Source organism: Methylobacter sp., assembly GCF_030680395.1.
Lineage (GTDB): Bacteria > Pseudomonadota > Gammaproteobacteria > Methylococcales > Methylomonadaceae > Methylobacter_A.
Map to the genome: position 1 here is coordinate 103,043 of NZ_JAUXVR010000027.1, position 14,907 is coordinate 117,949.

At 47.9% G+C, this 14,907-nt stretch carries 15 protein-coding genes; 8 read left to right on the top strand and 7 right to left on the bottom strand.

Annotated features, from left to right (window positions below; all coding sequences use genetic code 11):
• Positions 1–7: 7 nt before the first annotated feature.
• From rodA to Q8L79_RS11960, 5 genes are all read right to left on the bottom strand, one after another.
• Entirely contained in the window at positions 8–1,141 is a 1,134-nt protein-coding gene (rodA, locus tag Q8L79_RS11940; RefSeq protein ID WP_305271536.1) for a rod shape-determining protein RodA, read from the bottom strand.
• Positions 1,122–2,975: a penicillin-binding protein 2 gene (gene mrdA, locus Q8L79_RS11945; protein ID WP_305271538.1), complete on the bottom strand. Its 1,854-nt coding sequence runs from the start codon at positions 2,973–2,975 to the stop codon at positions 1,122–1,124. Before mrdA ends, rodA begins: the two co-directional genes overlap by 20 nt.
• Positions 2,976–2,991: 16 nt before the next feature.
• Positions 2,992–3,474 carry a rod shape-determining protein MreD gene (gene mreD / locus Q8L79_RS11950; protein ID WP_305271629.1) on the bottom strand — a complete coding sequence of 161 codons (483 nt, stop codon included), beginning with the start codon at positions 3,472–3,474 and terminating at the stop codon, positions 2,992–2,994.
• Positions 3,474–4,370 carry a rod shape-determining protein MreC gene (gene mreC / locus Q8L79_RS11955; RefSeq protein WP_370869957.1) on the bottom strand — a complete coding sequence of 299 codons (897 nt, stop codon included), beginning with the start codon at positions 4,368–4,370 and terminating at the stop codon, positions 3,474–3,476. The genes mreD and mreC overlap by 1 nt, the downstream gene beginning before the upstream one ends.
• A 312-nt stretch (positions 4,371–4,682) precedes the next feature.
• Positions 4,683–5,726, bottom strand: a complete 1,044-nt coding sequence (locus Q8L79_RS11960; RefSeq protein WP_006890546.1) for a rod shape-determining protein — start codon at positions 5,724–5,726, stop codon at positions 4,683–4,685.
• Positions 5,727–5,855: 129 nt separating this feature from the next.
• On the opposite strand from Q8L79_RS11960, the gene gatC reads away from it, so the two are divergent.
• The 5 genes from gatC to Q8L79_RS11985 all read left to right on the top strand — a co-directional run bounded on the left by gatC (position 5,856) and on the right by Q8L79_RS11985 (position 9,876).
• On the top strand, positions 5,856–6,143 hold the full coding sequence (gatC, locus tag Q8L79_RS11965) for an Asp-tRNA(Asn)/Glu-tRNA(Gln) amidotransferase subunit GatC (RefSeq protein WP_305271545.1): 288 nt from the start codon (positions 5,856–5,858) through the stop codon (positions 6,141–6,143).
• A gap of 17 nt (positions 6,144–6,160) precedes the next feature.
• Complete coding sequence (gene gatA, locus Q8L79_RS11970; protein ID WP_305271547.1) at positions 6,161–7,612, top strand: Asp-tRNA(Asn)/Glu-tRNA(Gln) amidotransferase subunit GatA; 1,452 nt, start codon at positions 6,161–6,163, stop codon at positions 7,610–7,612.
• A gap of 12 nt (positions 7,613–7,624) precedes the next feature.
• Complete coding sequence (locus Q8L79_RS11975) at positions 7,625–8,230, top strand: Uma2 family endonuclease (protein ID WP_305271549.1); 606 nt, start codon at positions 7,625–7,627, stop codon at positions 8,228–8,230.
• Positions 8,231–8,245: 15 nt separating this feature from the next.
• Entirely contained in the window at positions 8,246–9,682 is a 1,437-nt protein-coding gene (gene gatB / locus Q8L79_RS11980; RefSeq protein WP_305271552.1) for an Asp-tRNA(Asn)/Glu-tRNA(Gln) amidotransferase subunit GatB, read from the top strand.
• Positions 9,683–9,753: 71 nt separating this feature from the next.
• The gene (locus Q8L79_RS11985) at positions 9,754–9,876 is read left to right on the top strand and encodes a hypothetical protein (RefSeq protein ID WP_305271555.1); all 123 of its coding nucleotides are present in this window, start codon (positions 9,754–9,756) and stop codon (positions 9,874–9,876) included.
• A 649-nt stretch (positions 9,877–10,525) separates the two neighbouring features.
• On the opposite strand, the gene Q8L79_RS11990 is transcribed toward Q8L79_RS11985, so the two are convergent.
• The gene (locus tag Q8L79_RS11990) at positions 10,526–10,984 is read right to left on the bottom strand and encodes a tetratricopeptide repeat protein (protein WP_305271556.1); all 459 of its coding nucleotides are present in this window, start codon (positions 10,982–10,984) and stop codon (positions 10,526–10,528) included.
• Between the two features lie 243 nt (positions 10,985–11,227).
• Here Q8L79_RS11990 and Q8L79_RS11995 point away from each other — a divergent pair, with 243 nt between their 5' ends.
• The 3 genes from Q8L79_RS11995 (at position 11,228) to Q8L79_RS12005 (ending at position 13,840) form a co-directional block, all read left to right on the top strand.
• Positions 11,228–11,671 (top strand): prepilin-type N-terminal cleavage/methylation domain-containing protein, encoded by a 444-nt coding sequence (locus Q8L79_RS11995; RefSeq protein ID WP_305271558.1) that lies wholly within the window; start codon positions 11,228–11,230, stop codon positions 11,669–11,671.
• A gap of 239 nt (positions 11,672–11,910) precedes the next feature.
• On the top strand, positions 11,911–13,563 hold the full coding sequence (locus Q8L79_RS12000; protein WP_305271560.1) for a hypothetical protein: 1,653 nt from the start codon (positions 11,911–11,913) through the stop codon (positions 13,561–13,563).
• Between the two features lie 70 nt (positions 13,564–13,633).
• Entirely contained in the window at positions 13,634–13,840 is a 207-nt protein-coding gene (locus Q8L79_RS12005; protein WP_305271562.1) for a hypothetical protein, read from the top strand.
• 230 nt (positions 13,841–14,070) lie between these two features.
• Here Q8L79_RS12005 and Q8L79_RS12010 read toward each other — a convergent pair whose 3' ends face one another.
• Positions 14,071–14,835 carry an inositol monophosphatase family protein gene (locus tag Q8L79_RS12010; RefSeq protein WP_305271564.1) on the bottom strand — a complete coding sequence of 255 codons (765 nt, stop codon included), beginning with the start codon at positions 14,833–14,835 and terminating at the stop codon, positions 14,071–14,073.
• Positions 14,836–14,907 lie beyond the last annotated feature (72 nt).

Sequence of the window (14,907 nt, forward strand, 5' to 3'; positions counted from 1 at the left end):
TTTCCATTCATGAATGCGGTAGAAACTTTTTATGGGTATGAATTGACATAAGAATACCGAAACCGGCCAGCAACGTTACTATCGAAGTGCCACCGTAACTGATTAAGGGCAATGGCACACCGACCACCGGTAGTACACCGATCACCATGCCGATGTTGACAAAAACATAAACAAAAAAGGTAAAAGCCAGGCTGCTGGCTAGTAGGCGGCTGTAGGTATCCTGAGCTTGCGAAGCAATATACAGGCAGCGGCTGATGATCAGCAGGTACAAAGACAGCAGGCCTAAACAACCGAATAGCCCGAACTCTTCGGCAAAGACCGCAAAAATAAAGTCGGTAGAGCTTTCCGGTAAAAAATCCAGTTCCGACTGGGTGCTACCCAGCCAACCTTTGCCATAGATGCCGCCGGAGCCGATAGCGATTTTCGATTGGATAATATGGTAGCCCCTGCCCAGCGGGTCGGCTTCCGGATTTAAAAAGGTCAGCACCCGGTCGCGTTGATAGGGACGCATAAAATGCCAGAGTATAGGCGTCAATCCTGCCAGCACGGTGGAGATTGCCAGCATGAAGCGCCAGGAGAGGCCAGCAAAAAACAGCACGGCTGCGCCGGAGCTGGCAACCAGTAACGCGGTGCCCAAATCAGGTTGTTTGGCAATTAATAAGGTCGGAACAATGATCAGTATGCTGGCTATCAGCAATTGTTTCGGTTTGGGCGGCAATGCGTGTTCCGCCAAATACCAGGCGACCATCATAGGCGTGGTGATCTTGATCATTTCCGAGGGCTGGAAGCGAAAAAAACCAAGATCCAGCCAGCGTTGCGCGCCTTTTCCGAATTGCCCCATAACCAGTACCGCAACGAGCAGCAAGATTCCCAAACCGAATAGCAGTGCGGAATAGCGCTTAAACTGATAAGGATCAACATGAGCCAGCGCGGTCATTAACAGAAAAGCCAATCCGACGCGCGCCGCTTGCCGTATCAATACATCCATATCCTGACTGCCCGCACTGTAAAGAATAATAAAGCTCAACAGGGAGATAAGTGACAAGCCGATGAATAAAGGAATGTCTATGTGGAGTTTTCTGAGGATATTACCGATAACTGACGGCGGATGGAATTGTTCGCTACGGGTTTCGGTTTTCATTGTTGCCCCCTAAAAATTGCTTGATAACTTGCCCCGCGATGGGGGCTGCGACTGAGCCACCGTGACCGCCGTTCTCAACGATGACGGCAACCGCAATTTTGGGATCATCAGCCGGGGCGAAAGAGATAAATAAGGCATGGTCGCGTAATTTGAAGTCGATGTCGTTTTCGTTGTATTTGGCATCCTGCTTAATGTTAAAAACCTGTGCCGTCCCGGTTTTGCCCGCGATTTGATAGTTAATGTCTTTGCCGATACTCTTGGCTGTGCCGTGCGGGTCATGAATAACATTGACCATGGCTGAGATGATGCTACTAATATTTTCGGGTTTAACCGTAATATTGCTCGGTGGACGTTCCGTGTCAGGCTCGATGGGATTCGGGTTGACGGTGTTTTTCACCAGAAAGGGAGTGACGATGTTACCTTTATTGGCCAATGTAGCCGTAGCTTTGGCAAGCTGTATCGGCGTAACCTGAAGGAATCCCTGGCCTATGCCGGTGATCAGTGTTTCCCCCGGATACCAGGACTGATTGCGTTGACTGCGTTTCCATTCGCGCGAAGGCAATAATCCAGGCTTTTCCCCGGACAGATCAATGCCTGATTTTTCGCCAAAGCCAAAGTGCTGGAGAAAACTATGCATACGGTCTATGCCCAGCATTGACGCCAGGCTGTAAAAATACACGTCGCAGGATTGAGTAATGGCTTCGGTAATATTAACCGAGCCATGGCCGCCTTTTTTCCAGTCCCGATAGTGGTGGCTGACATTCGGCAGTTGATAATAACCGGGACAGAACAGTTTGTGCTCGGCGTTTATCGCATTGTATTCGAGTCCGGCCAGTGCGATAAACGGCTTAATAGTTGATCCCGGGGGATATAAGCCACGCAGTGCCCGATTATAGAGCGGTTGGTTCTCGGAGGATTGCAGGGCCTGATACGCATCATTGGCGATGCCGATCACAAAAGGATTGGGATCAAAGCCGGGGCGGCTGGCGAAGACCAGTACACCGCCGGTTTTAATATCAATAGCGACTACTGCGCCATTGAAAGTACCTAAAGCATCATAGGCGGTTTTTTGTAAATCGATATCCAGGGTCAAGTAAAGATTTTCACCCGCCACGGGAGGGACTGAGTTCACTGTATTGATCGCACGTGCCTGGACATTGGTTTCTATTTCCGCATAGCCGGTCTTGCCGTGTAGCTCGGTTTCATAGGTATTTTCTATGCCTATTTTGCCGACATGACTCGAACCCCGGTATTCGGCGATGGGCAGCGACTTCATTTCCGCTTCGTTGATGCGGCCTACATAGCCGACCACATGAGAGGCTAACTCGGCGTAGGGGTAATGTCGAACCAGGCGTGCCTGAATATCAACGCCGGGAAAATAAGGCCTGACTACGGCAAATTTGGCAATTTCTTCGTCGGTCATGCTGATCAATAAAGGCGTGCTGACGAAGCGTTTTTGTCGTTTGCGTTGTTTCTGGTATTGGTCGATTTTTTCGTCGGAGATATTAAGCAGTTTTTGCAAGCGCAGCAGCGTGTCATTAAGATCGCTGATTTGCTCGGGGATTAGCTCAAGGCTGAAAGACTGCGTGTTGTCGGCCAGGACTTTGCCGTGCCGGTCGTAAATAATACCCCTCGTCGGTACCAGGGGTTCGATTTTAATGCTGTTGTCTTTTGCCAGTGTTGCGTAATGTTCGTGCCCGACAATTTGCAGGTAAACCAGGCGGATAATCAGCCCGGAAGTTAATAACAGTACGACAATAAATGCGGCAATAATACGGTTAAGAAATAGACGGCTCTCTACTAACTTATTTTTAATAGTATAGATACGGGACATAGCAACTACGAAGTCTTTATTTAGCGCGACGCGACAAACGGACGCGGCGCAGTGCTGTATAGATCAGGGGCCAGCATAGTGTGCCGGTAAAAACAGGCAGCCAGAAAGAAGTATGCAGTTGAGCGGGGTGTTGAATATTTTTTAACCAGAAAAGCAGCATTTGGGAAAATAGCAGACAAAAGAAAATAAACAAACCCTGTTGAGGCAATGGAAATTGGCGCAAACGTTTATGCAGTATCAGGCAAAAATAGATAATTAATGAATAGGCTAGTGCATATTGACCGAATACTCTCCCGGTCAGCACATCGGTCAGCAACCCGATTGTCCATGCATGAAAGATACCGATACGTTCAGGTACGGCAATTGTCCAATAGATAAGCACCAGAAGTACCCAGTCTGGGTTTATGCTGACTAAAAAGCTGGGCCAAGGCACAATCCTTAAACACATCGCCATGATAATAGTCAAAGTAATACGACCAAAGCTGTAGTAGTTATTCATCACGGACGAGTCCCTGTCTGTGCCCCTTCAGTCGCTTCGCTCCCGGTGGGTAGGTCGTTGGGGTGCGTCTCAGATGCTTTTTCGTGCGATGTGGGCGGTGAGCTGAGTGATACAGGGGATGAGTCGCTCCAGACAATCAGCAGCTCCCTGTTTCGGTCCAGCATAGCTTTGGGGGTGGCCGTAATGTTGACAAAAGGTTTGTTAGACATTGGGGTAAAATCATCGACAATGGCAACCGGATAACCCGACGGAAAAGTACCGCCCAAACCCGATGTTATCAGTAAGTCGCCGGGGCGAATATCCGCATTATTAGGTAAAAAAGGCAAGTTAAGCCGGTTCAGTTGGCCGCTGCCTACAGCGATAGTCAACAGGCCGTTACGGTTGACCTGAACGGGAATGGCATGATTCGGATCGGTAATTAACATGATTTCGGAACTGAACGGCAACGCACGAAAAACCTGCCCGACCACACCGTTCGCGTCCAGTACCGGTTGCTGGGGGTGGACGCCGAAGCGAGTACCTTTGTTGACTATCACTATATTTTCGTAGGGCGCAGTATTTATCGATAATAATTCCGCGATCAGCAGTTGTTCGCCGAGTTTAAAGGAATTTTCCAATAAGGCTCGCAAACGAATATTTTCTTTTTCCAAAGAGTCGAATTTAAGCAAGCGGGTTTTATCGATGAATTGTTCTTCGCGTAATCGGGTGTTTTCTTTTTTTAAGGTCGAATATGAGCTGACAGAGTCGGCGGTCTGCTCGATCATTACTGTCGGTAAATCGACCAGATATTTTAGCGGGTCGACAATAACTGATAATGTGGCTCGAAGTGCGTCCAGTCGGTGGCTTCTGTGCTCAGTTATCAGTAAAGCAACTGAAGCAATTATCGCCACAAGCAGACGAGTGTTAATAGAAGGACCGGTAGCAAATAAAAGTTTTATAGCGGGATGCCTCTTTATCCAGTTAAAAAATGTTGGTAACGCGTAGATCGAGTTAGCGTAGCGTATGTAACTCGACAAGTCATTGCCGCGCCTGTTGAGTTACGGCGCAAAATGATGCGCCTCGGGACACCGCAGCGCGGCTACTGCATTCCCCGTAAGGATGTGGGGAATGCAGTTCTTGCATGAAGAAAAACATCTGTCCGTGTAGTCGTAACTTAACCTACGAACTTTGTTGCTGCCAAAATAAATGATTTTAAAGAATGAACATCATTACTCTAAGGAGAAAGTAGAGACTCCTTTTTTATCCAGCATCTCCAGAACCATGCCGCCGCCTCGTGCGACACAGGTTAGCGGATCATCAGCGATATAGACCGGCAGGCCTGTTTCTTCGGCTATCAGTCTGTCTATATCCTTCAATAAGGCACCGCCGCCGGTTAAGAATATACCGCGAGTCGCTACATCCGAACCGAGTTCAGGCGGGGTTTGCTCCAATGCCAGTTTTACCGCGCCGACAATACCGGATAGCGGCTCTTGCAGTGCTTCCAGGATTTCATTGCTGTTTAAGGAGAAACTGCGGGGCACGCCTTCAGCCAGATTGCGGCCTTTAACTTCTATTTCCCTGACTTCGCTGCCGGGGTAAGCCGTGCCGATTTCATGCTTTATTCTTTCTGCGGTGGCCTCGCCAATCAAGGTGCCGTAGTTTCTGCGCACATAATTGATAATGGCTTCGTCAAAGCGATCGCCGCCGATACGGACAGACGAGGAATAGACGATGCCGTTTATTGATATAACAGCCACTTCAGAAGTGCCGCCACCAATGTCTAAAACCATTGAGCCGCAGGCCTCATCAACAGGTAAGCCTGCACCAATAGCCGCCGACATGGGTTCTTCAATCAAGTAAACTTCGCGCGCACCGGCCATTGCCGCAGACTCGCGAATAGCGCGACGTTCAACCTGAGTTGAACCGCAAGGGACGCAGATTAAAATGCGTGGACTGGGGCGCAGCAACTTGCTTTGGTGGACTTTTTCGATAAAAAATCTCAGCATCCGCTCGGTGACGGCAAAGTCGGCGATTACGCCGTCTTTTAGTGGGCGGATTGCAGTAATATTGCCTGGGGTGCGTCCCAGCATAAGTTTTGCATCAAGACCGACAGCAGCAATAGTTTTATTGCCCCGAATTCTGTCTTCTTTGATAGCAACGACCGATGGTTCATTAAGTACGATTCCTTGTCCGGGAATGTAGATCAATGTATTGGCGGTTCCTAAGTCAATAGCGAGATCGTTGGAGAAAAGGCCGCGAATTCTTTTGAACATTTTTAGCTGTATCCTTTGGGGGAATAAAAATTGTATTACTTTATCAATCAAGCGAGTGTTTGAGCAAGATATAAAGTATTATAAACACAATAATATTTAGAATCGCTGAAATTTTATTGGGAGTTAAAAATGTCTTTAACGGCGGATGATGTGAAGAAAATAGCGCATTTAGCACGATTGGGAATCGAGGAGCAAGATGTTGTCTCATATGCAAAAGATCTGTCCGGGATGCTGGATTTGATGACACGGATGAGCGATCTTGACACTGACGGAGTCGAGCCTATGGCTCACCCGATGGATCAAGTGCAAAGGTTACGAGCCGATGTGGTCACCGAGCAGGATAACCGCGAAAAATTCCAAGCCATTGCGCCACAAGTAGAAGCGGGACTTTATCTAGTGCCCAAAGTAATTGAGTAAAGGGAACAGTAATAACTATGCATAACAAAACAATTGCGGAATTAGCCAAGGGCCTGCGTTCCGGCGAGTTTTCAAGCGTGGAATTGACCACGGCTTTTTTAGACAGAATCAAGCAGCACAGCTCACTTAATTCTTATATTACAGTCACCGAAGACTTGGCCTTGCAGGAAGCCGAAGCAGCCGACTTAAGGCTGGCAAAAGGCGATGCGGAACTTTTAACCGGCATCCCGATTGCTCAAAAAGACATTTTTTGTACAGAGGGCGTTAAAACAACCTGCGGTTCAAAAATTCTGGATAATTTTATTGCACCCTACAATGCAACCGTGGTGAATAAATTTAACAATGCCGGTGCGGTGATGCTGGGCAAGCTGAACATGGACGAGTTCGCGATGGGTTCATCCAACGAAACCAGTTATTACGGCGCAGTCAAAAATCCCTGGGATATTAATACCGTTCCCGGCGGATCATCAGGCGGCACGGCGGTGGCTGTTGCAGCACGGCTTACAGTCTGCGCGACAGGCACGGATACCGGCGGCTCGATACGTCAACCTGCCGCCCTGTGCGGCATTACCGGATTAAAGCCGACCTATGGCCGGGTATCCCGTTACGGCATGATCGCTTACGCCTCCAGTCTGGATCAAGGCGGGCCGATGACTCGCAGTGCCGAAGATGCGGCTATCATGCTGCAAACCATGGCCGGTTTTGATGAAAAGGATTCAACCAGCGTCGATTTGCCTGTTCCTGATTATAGGGCCGGGTTAAGCAAAAAACTCGAAGGTTTGACAATCGGTTTGCCCAAAGAATTTTTTGGCGAAGGACTAAACAGCGATGTGGCTGCAACGCTGGAAGCCGCTATTAACGAGTATCGAAAATTAGGCGCAAAGGTAACGGAAATATCCATGCCCACGCTTAAGTTGGCCATTCCCGCTTATTACGTCATTGCTCCTGCCGAGTGCTCCGCGAACCTGTCGCGTTTTGACGGGGTGCGTTTCGGCTACCGCTGCGAAAATCCGGCGGACTTAGCTGACCTTTACACTCGCTCACGGGGTGAAGGTTTTGGCAAGGAAGTTAAGCGTCGCATTTTGATGGGGACTTATGCGCTGTCGGCAGGTTATTACGACGCTTATTATATTAAGGCGCAAAAAATCCGCCGTCTGATCAGCGAAGATTTTAAAAGAGCGCTATCGGAAGTCGATGTCATTATGGGGCCGGTAACACCGTCAACCGCGTTTGGTATCGGCGAGAAAATAGGCAATCCGATTGAAATGTATTTATCCGATATTTACACGATTGCGATCAATCTTGCCGGTGTTCCAGCCATGTCGGTTCCCGCAGGGTTTGCTGGAGGCATGCCCGTGGGCTTGCAGATCATCGGCAATTATTTTGCCGAAGACCGGCTGTTGAATATTGCCCACCAGTATCAACAAGTCACCGATTGGCACCAACAAATGCCAAAAGGTTTTGAATAAGGAGAAGCTCTCATGACGAAAATCACAGAACTTTCGCAATTGGATCTAAACGGTACTTACAGCTATGCCGATTATTTGACCTGGCGGCTGGACGAAACGGTCGAGCTGTTCAAGGGTAAGATCATGGCAATGTCCCCCGCGCCTAGCCTGAAGCATCAGAGCGTTATTACCAATCTGGGTGGAAGTCTTTATCAGTATTTTCACAAAAGATCCTGCAAACTTTTTTACGCGCCATTCGATGTCAAACTCTACAACAGCAAAAAATCAAAACTAACCGATCAGGAAGTTTTCAGTGTCGTCCAGCCCGATTTATGCGTGATCTGCGATAAAGAAAAACTCACCGAACAAGGTTGCAACGGCGCACCGGATTGGATTATCGAAGTGCTCTCGCCTGGTAACAGCAAGAAAGAAATGCGCCTTAAATACGACCTTTACCAGGAAAACGGCGTCACCGAGTACTGGCTGGTTTATCCCTACGAGCAAGCGGTCTATCAATTTCTGCTGGATAAGGATACCGAAAAATACCAACTATTCGCCATGCATGCCGGTGACGACATCGCAAAACCCTATCTTTTTCCTGAGCTGGACATCGATCTGGCCGACGTTTTTGCCGAATAATACGGAATTACTAAAATGAATACACAATGGGAAACAGTCATCGGCTTGGAAATTCACGCCCAACTCGCCACCAAATCAAAGATTTTTTCCGGAGCGTCCACCGCTTACGGTGCGGAACCCAATACCCAGGCCTGCGCGGTCGATTTAGGCTTGCCGGGCGTATTGCCGGTATTGAATGAAGAAGCTGTGCGTATGGCAGTCATCTTCGGCATGGCCATCGAAGCGCATATCGCACCGTATTCTGTGTTTGCCAGAAAAAATTATTTTTACCCGGACTTGCCTAAGGGCTATCAAATCAGTCAGATGGAGTTGCCTATCGTCGGTGTCGGGCATTTGGATATTGACGTCGATGGAGTAGTCAAACGCATCGGCATCACTCGCGCCCATCTGGAAGAAGATGCGGGCAAATCGTTGCATGGCAATTTTCACGGCTTGACCGGGATCGATTTAAATCGTGCCGGTACGCCATTATTGGAAATCGTTTCCGAGCCTGAAATGAGTTCGGCTAAAGAAGCCGTAGCCTACATGAGGAAAATGCACGAGCTGGTGCGCTATCTGGGCATTTGCGACGGGAATATGCAGGAAGGCTCGTTCCGTTGCGATGCCAATGTGTCGGTGCGTCCCAAGGGGCAAAAAGAATTCGGCACACGGGCTGAAATCAAAAACATCAACTCGTTCAAGTTTGTCGAAAAAGCTATTAATCACGAAATCGAGCGGCAAATAGAGGTAATAGAAAACGGCGGCGCCGTTGTTCAGGAAACCCGCCTGTATGATTCGGTCAAGGATGAAACCCGTTCCATGCGCAGTAAGGAAGAGGCCAATGATTACCGGTATTTTCCCGATCCAGACCTGTTGCCGGTGCTGATTGATGAAGATTTTAAAGCGCAAATAAAGGCCCAATTGCCTGAATTGCCCCAAGCAAAAAAACAGCGATTTAAAGATGACTATGCGCTGGATGAAGAGAACGCCACCCTGCTGACATCTTCCCGTCCGCTAGCTGATTATTTCGAAACAGTGGTTAAAGAGTCGGGCTGCGAAGCAAAAATGTGCGCTAACTGGATGACCGGTGATCTTTTGGCTGCGCTTAACAAAGCCGACTTGGAAATTACCGACTCGCCGGTCGGTCATGAGCGCTTGGCCGGGTTGTTAAAGCGTATTAGCGATGACACTATTTCCGGCAAGATCGCTAAACAGGTATTCGAAGAGCTGTGGCAGAGCACGGCTACAGCTGATGAAATTATCGAAGCGAAAGGCTTGAAACAAATTACCGATACCGGCGCGATAGAAGCCATTATCGATAAAATCATTGCCGACAACCAGGATCAGGTTGAGCAATACCGTAGCGGTAAAGATAAGGTCTTCGGTTTTTTTGTCGGGCAGGTGATGAAAGAAATGCAGGGTAAGGCAAACCCCGGCGAAGTGAACAAAATGCTTAAAGAAAAGTTAAAGTAAACATATATAGGGTGGGCAGCGTATTTTTGCCCACCCTATTACGTTAAACTATCAAAAATAGAGAAGTGGCCATGTCAACCATCACGTTCGACACCCGCGAGTTTATCAAAGAGCAGGCTGAAATTATTACCAAGCTACAAAAGGTGGCGGTAACTTCGACGTTTGAGCAAGCGCGGCATGATTATGATCTCTGATAATCTGGCGACTAATCAATCGCTTGATAAGTCGACTTCGGGAGGCTGAATTAAAAAGCGAGGTTAAGTTTGCTGAAACCAAAAGCGAACTTATCCGCTGGATTGTCAGTGTCGGCCTGTTACAAACTGCGCTAATTACAGCGTTGTTGATTAAATTGAGCGCGGTTGTTTAATCTGAAATATCAAGTGTCCAGCTCTTGTTTAAAGCCCCGTAGGGTACGCGATGCGTACCCTACGGCTTAGCTGCGTCCCAGAATCCCTGAAATAGAAAATTCAGCGCCGCAGTCATTTCAAATTGCCCGGATGCAAGTGATACGATTGGCGTTTTCAGTAAGCGAAGCGGCACGGCTGCTAGCTTGGGTGGGCTACCCATTTAAGCCGGGACAGTTTTAAGGTGGTGGCCGGGAATGTCAAGCCCCCGCTTGGCGAGTGTCTGCAATTATGAACATTGCCGAGCTGGGGTTCGGCGTTCCCGGTTATTTGTAGCCCGGTAGGGTACGCATCGCGTACCCTACCGCTGATAGGTGTTAGGGGTCAAAAAGTCCATTGCTCCATTTTTATTTTCTCAGAATCCCTGAAACAGAAAATCCAGCGCCGCAGTCATTTCAAACTGACTGGGTGCAAGCGATATATGCACCCCCGCAGGCTTTCAAGTCAGGCGTATCGACTGAATCTGCGCAAGCGCTATTGGATGACCCAACGAAGCCGCTTTGGCAATCCACATAATGGCCAGATTATCGTCTTTAGGTAAGCCATTGCCCTCCAAATAACAACAGCCCAGCAAGTGCATCGCATCGCTAACCTGCTGCTTGGCCGCCAGTTCGAGCCAATAAACGGCGCTTTTGGGCTTGTTTTGTTCCAAAAAAAGCAACGCCAAATCATTTTGCGCTTTTGCATCCCCGGCGTCGGCGCTTTTGATCAGCTCAATATCATTAGGATTAAGGGGGATGCAAATGTCGTGTTTGATCGAATCGAAACAGATCATGGTTTTGTAATAAGCCTCATTATCGGCGGCGCACTGTAATGTGCCATCGGCAAGGCGGCGTCTTAGGGTGCGCTCGCTCCATTCGGTTAGCGTAGTGGCTGCTTGAAGGCTGAGGTGTTGCATGTGGCATTCCGTGGGTTCAAATGAGCGCAATGGGTTTGGCAGGGCTTTTGAAGCAGCATTTTATCATGGCAGGGCTTTTTGGCAGGCATTTCTATTGCGGCAGATTTTTCGATCAGTGTGTAGACCGGGTTACGCTACGCTAACCCAGCCTACATGGCTGCTCTGGGAATAGATCGACTATTTGGCATGGCTCCTGCTTATATCTTTTTGTAGTTTGTTTTTAACTTAAAAGAGAATTTACCCATGAACGCATTATCTATGAAAAAAACACAACAAGGTTTCACCTTAATCGAATTGATGATCGTGGTCGCGATCATCGGTATTTTGGCGTCGATTGCGTTGCCAGCCTATTCACAATATACTAAAAAAGCTCGCTATACAGAAATTGTTATGGCTGCAACTGCGCCAAAATCTGCTGTCGAGCTTTGCGTCCAAACACAAGCCATTGCTGGCGTAGCTATTACTGGTTGTGGAGGCGGTTCCAATGGAGTGCCGGCTGACTTAACAGTCTTAGGTAATATTAATAGTGTTACAACAGCTGACAATGGCACAATTACAGTATCTCCTACTGCAGCCAACGGATTTGCAACTACTGATACATATATTCTGATACCAACAGCGGACGCTAATAGTAAGGTAACTTGGTCGGATGCTACCAGTGTCTGTAAGACTGCTGGTTTTTGCTAATAACTGGCTAGGTTGGGTTTCGTAACCCAGCAATAAACGCCGATAAACCGTCTCAGGCAAAACCTTGGGCGGTTTTTTTATGCGCGTCCGTTCAGTGGTTTTATTGTGTGCCCGAGGGTTGTTGTGATCTTTAGTTATATAGGCGAACCCTATTGCCTAAGCGTTGCCAGCCATCTCGTCGCGCTTCATAATTTTTACAGTTTAGGCGCTAATGCACAGGATTGAAACAAGGTAACATCATGAGAACTGTTCTTTCCTTACTGGCTTTATGTTTGCCGGTCACCCTCCTTTATGGGCAATTTTTCTGGAATCCCGTCGTCTTTGATGATATCTATTTTTTCGATGGCTCAATACACGAGCAATATCTAGGCAAGTTATTCAGTTTTGATTTGCGCTGGTTGCCTTATGCTACTTTGGAATGGACTCATGCGCTGTTCGGCTTGGATCTGATCGGGTTCCGCCTGGGTAACTTGGCGCTGCATCTTGCCACGATCATCACGCTGTTTCTATTTTTGCGCCGACTGTTTGAACGGGTTCTCCCCGATAGTGGCACGACCCTGTCGCCATACTGGTTAGCCTTTTTTGGCGCATTGATTTTTGCATTGCATCCTGCCTCGGTCTATGCGGCTGCCTATTTAGTCCAGCGTTCCACACTGATGGCGACATTGTTCGCCTTGCTAACCTGGCGTCTGTTTTTGGAAGGTTTGATTAGGGATAACCGCCGTTGGTTGCTGGCGTCCGCAGTCACCTATTTTTTGGCGGTGTTCTCGAAAGAACATGCCATCATGACGCCTGCAGTAACGATAGCTCTGCTTTTGTTGGTCGACAATCAGCCTCTCCGGCAACGATTGACGTTTATTGGGCCAGTTTTCGTACTCTATGGATTGATTGGCGGATTTGTCGTTCTTCAGATCAAATCACGACATGTTTTGGGGCAGGCTTATGAACCCATAGCTGCAAATTATATATCTTTACTGGGTCCCGACTTCAATGCACATCTGGCCTATCCTTTATCGATACTGACACAGTGCTTCCTGTTTTTTAAATATCTGTGGGTTTGGATTGCGCCGCATCTCGCAGGAATGTCTGTTGATATGCCTCAAGTTTTTGCCAGGAGCCTGTGGTCTTGGCCGGAGACTGCTGGTTTGATCGGCTTTATAGCTTATCCGATTATTGCAATTCGCCTGCTGCTGCAAAGAGGGTTAATAGGCTTGCTGGGCTTCGCCTTGCTTTGCCCGTGGCTGTTGTTTGCGACCGAGCTTTCAACTATCAGAATTCAGGAATCTTTTGTACTTTATCGCAGCTATCTGTGGATGCCTGGCGCTTTCGCGGCCTTACCTTTTTTGTGCCAAAAGTTGAGCGCAAAACAGGCGGCTATCACATTGAGCTGTGTTGCAGTATTCATGATGCCTTTATCATGGCTACGCCTGACCACTTTTTCTCATCCGCTGCTGCTATGGGATGATGCAGCCTTGACGATAGAGAGTACTGAAGATATACGCTTGGGTATTGATAGAATTTTATACAATCGAGGCACAGAGTTAGTCAAGGCGAAACAATATCCCGAAGCGATCGAGGATTTAAGCAGAGTGATCAAGCTAAAAGGCTACTATGAAGGCTATGCTTATCAAAATCGCGGCTCAGCCTATTTGGAAAGTGGGCAATATCTCCTGGCTCTAAACGACATTAACAAAGCCATAGAATCGCTACCAACAAATAAAACAAAGCTTTATTTGGGTAAAGCGCGTGCCTTGGATGGGCTTAATGATTCGACTGCTGCTATGCAAGTCTATAAACAAGCTTGTTTACTGGGAGTGCCAGTCGCCTGTCAAAAAACGGGACAATCCGTGGCTCCGGTCAAGTCAATGACCGAATTCCTCCTGAGTCCATAGTGCGCCTGAAAGCGGTTCTTTTTGTCCAAGCGCTAAGCTGCCAGACATATTGAACTTGATGGTCAGAGTCATGGGAGCAATTACATTTGATACATTAAGATTTGCCGATAAATCAAAATCTGCCAGGTTACTTCCTGAACATGCAGAAGCTGAAGCATTGGCCGATAGATTTGAGGTTAATTTTAAGGAAGTTGAGGCCAATGATTACATTAAACGTCTTGAAGAGAAGTCTGTGAATGGATTGATGGTAAATTTATTCAACTTGAACAACGCATGACTATTAAATTGGGATATTGATGGTAGTAGCTGTTAGCGCTGTTAGCGCTGTTAGCGCTGTTGCGGCTTTGGTTAAATTATTGTAGCTGAATAAGCGGGGTAGGGTGGGCAGTGCTTTCTGCCCACGCGATTAATCGCACCCAATACAAACCATCCAATCTTTTGCGGGGTTGGGTGGTTTTTTGTTTGTACTCTTGGGGCTTCTAATCGCGTAATGGCATCAGTCGCGAATTACATGAGCGGAAGTATCTGGTTAAGAATCTTCCCGTTGGTTGCCAGGATCTGCTTTGGAAAGAGTCCTTTATTGCCTTGAAAGTCGGTAACCGTGGCTCCCGCTTCTTCGGCAATCAATGCCCCGGCAGCAACGTCATACAGGTTTAACTCCTGTTCCCAAAAAGCATCGACTTGGCCGTCTGCCACCAGGCATAGATCGATTGCTGCCGATCCAAAACGGCGTTGTCCGGTTGTTATCTCGGCGATCCTGCAAAACCGTTGCAGGTTGTTTTCTTTTAAGTAGGAACGCAAGCAGGCGAATCCGGTTGCGACCATTGCGTCGGAAAGATTGCTTTCATTGGATACGGAAATGGGTTGGCCGTTTTTCCAGGCCCCCTTGCCCTTTTCGGCTGCATAGTAATCATCCAATGCGGGCGCGTAGACAGCGCCGAATATGAGTTCTTGATCAATCTCCAGTGCGACACTGATACCCCAAAAATACTGGCCTCTTGAAAATGAGTGGGTTCCATCAATCGGATCGACGATCCAGCGGCTGGATTGATTGGCGCTTTGCCCGCTTTCCTCTCCCCAAAAACCGAATTGCGGATAATGTTTGGCAAGGGCTTCTTGTAGAAAAGCTTCAACCGCCACGTCGGCATCGGTGACTAAGTCGCGGGGGCTTTTTTTGATCACTTCTAAATTTTTCAGGTCTTTAAAATGAGTCATGGCAATCGATCCGGCTTCACGGATCACCTTTTCAAGAGCGGCAAGCGAAATGGGCATTTATAGTAACCTTATAAGTAGGAGGGTGAGGGTGACGTTCGATAGAGTCAAGTACGTAACCTGTGTTCAATG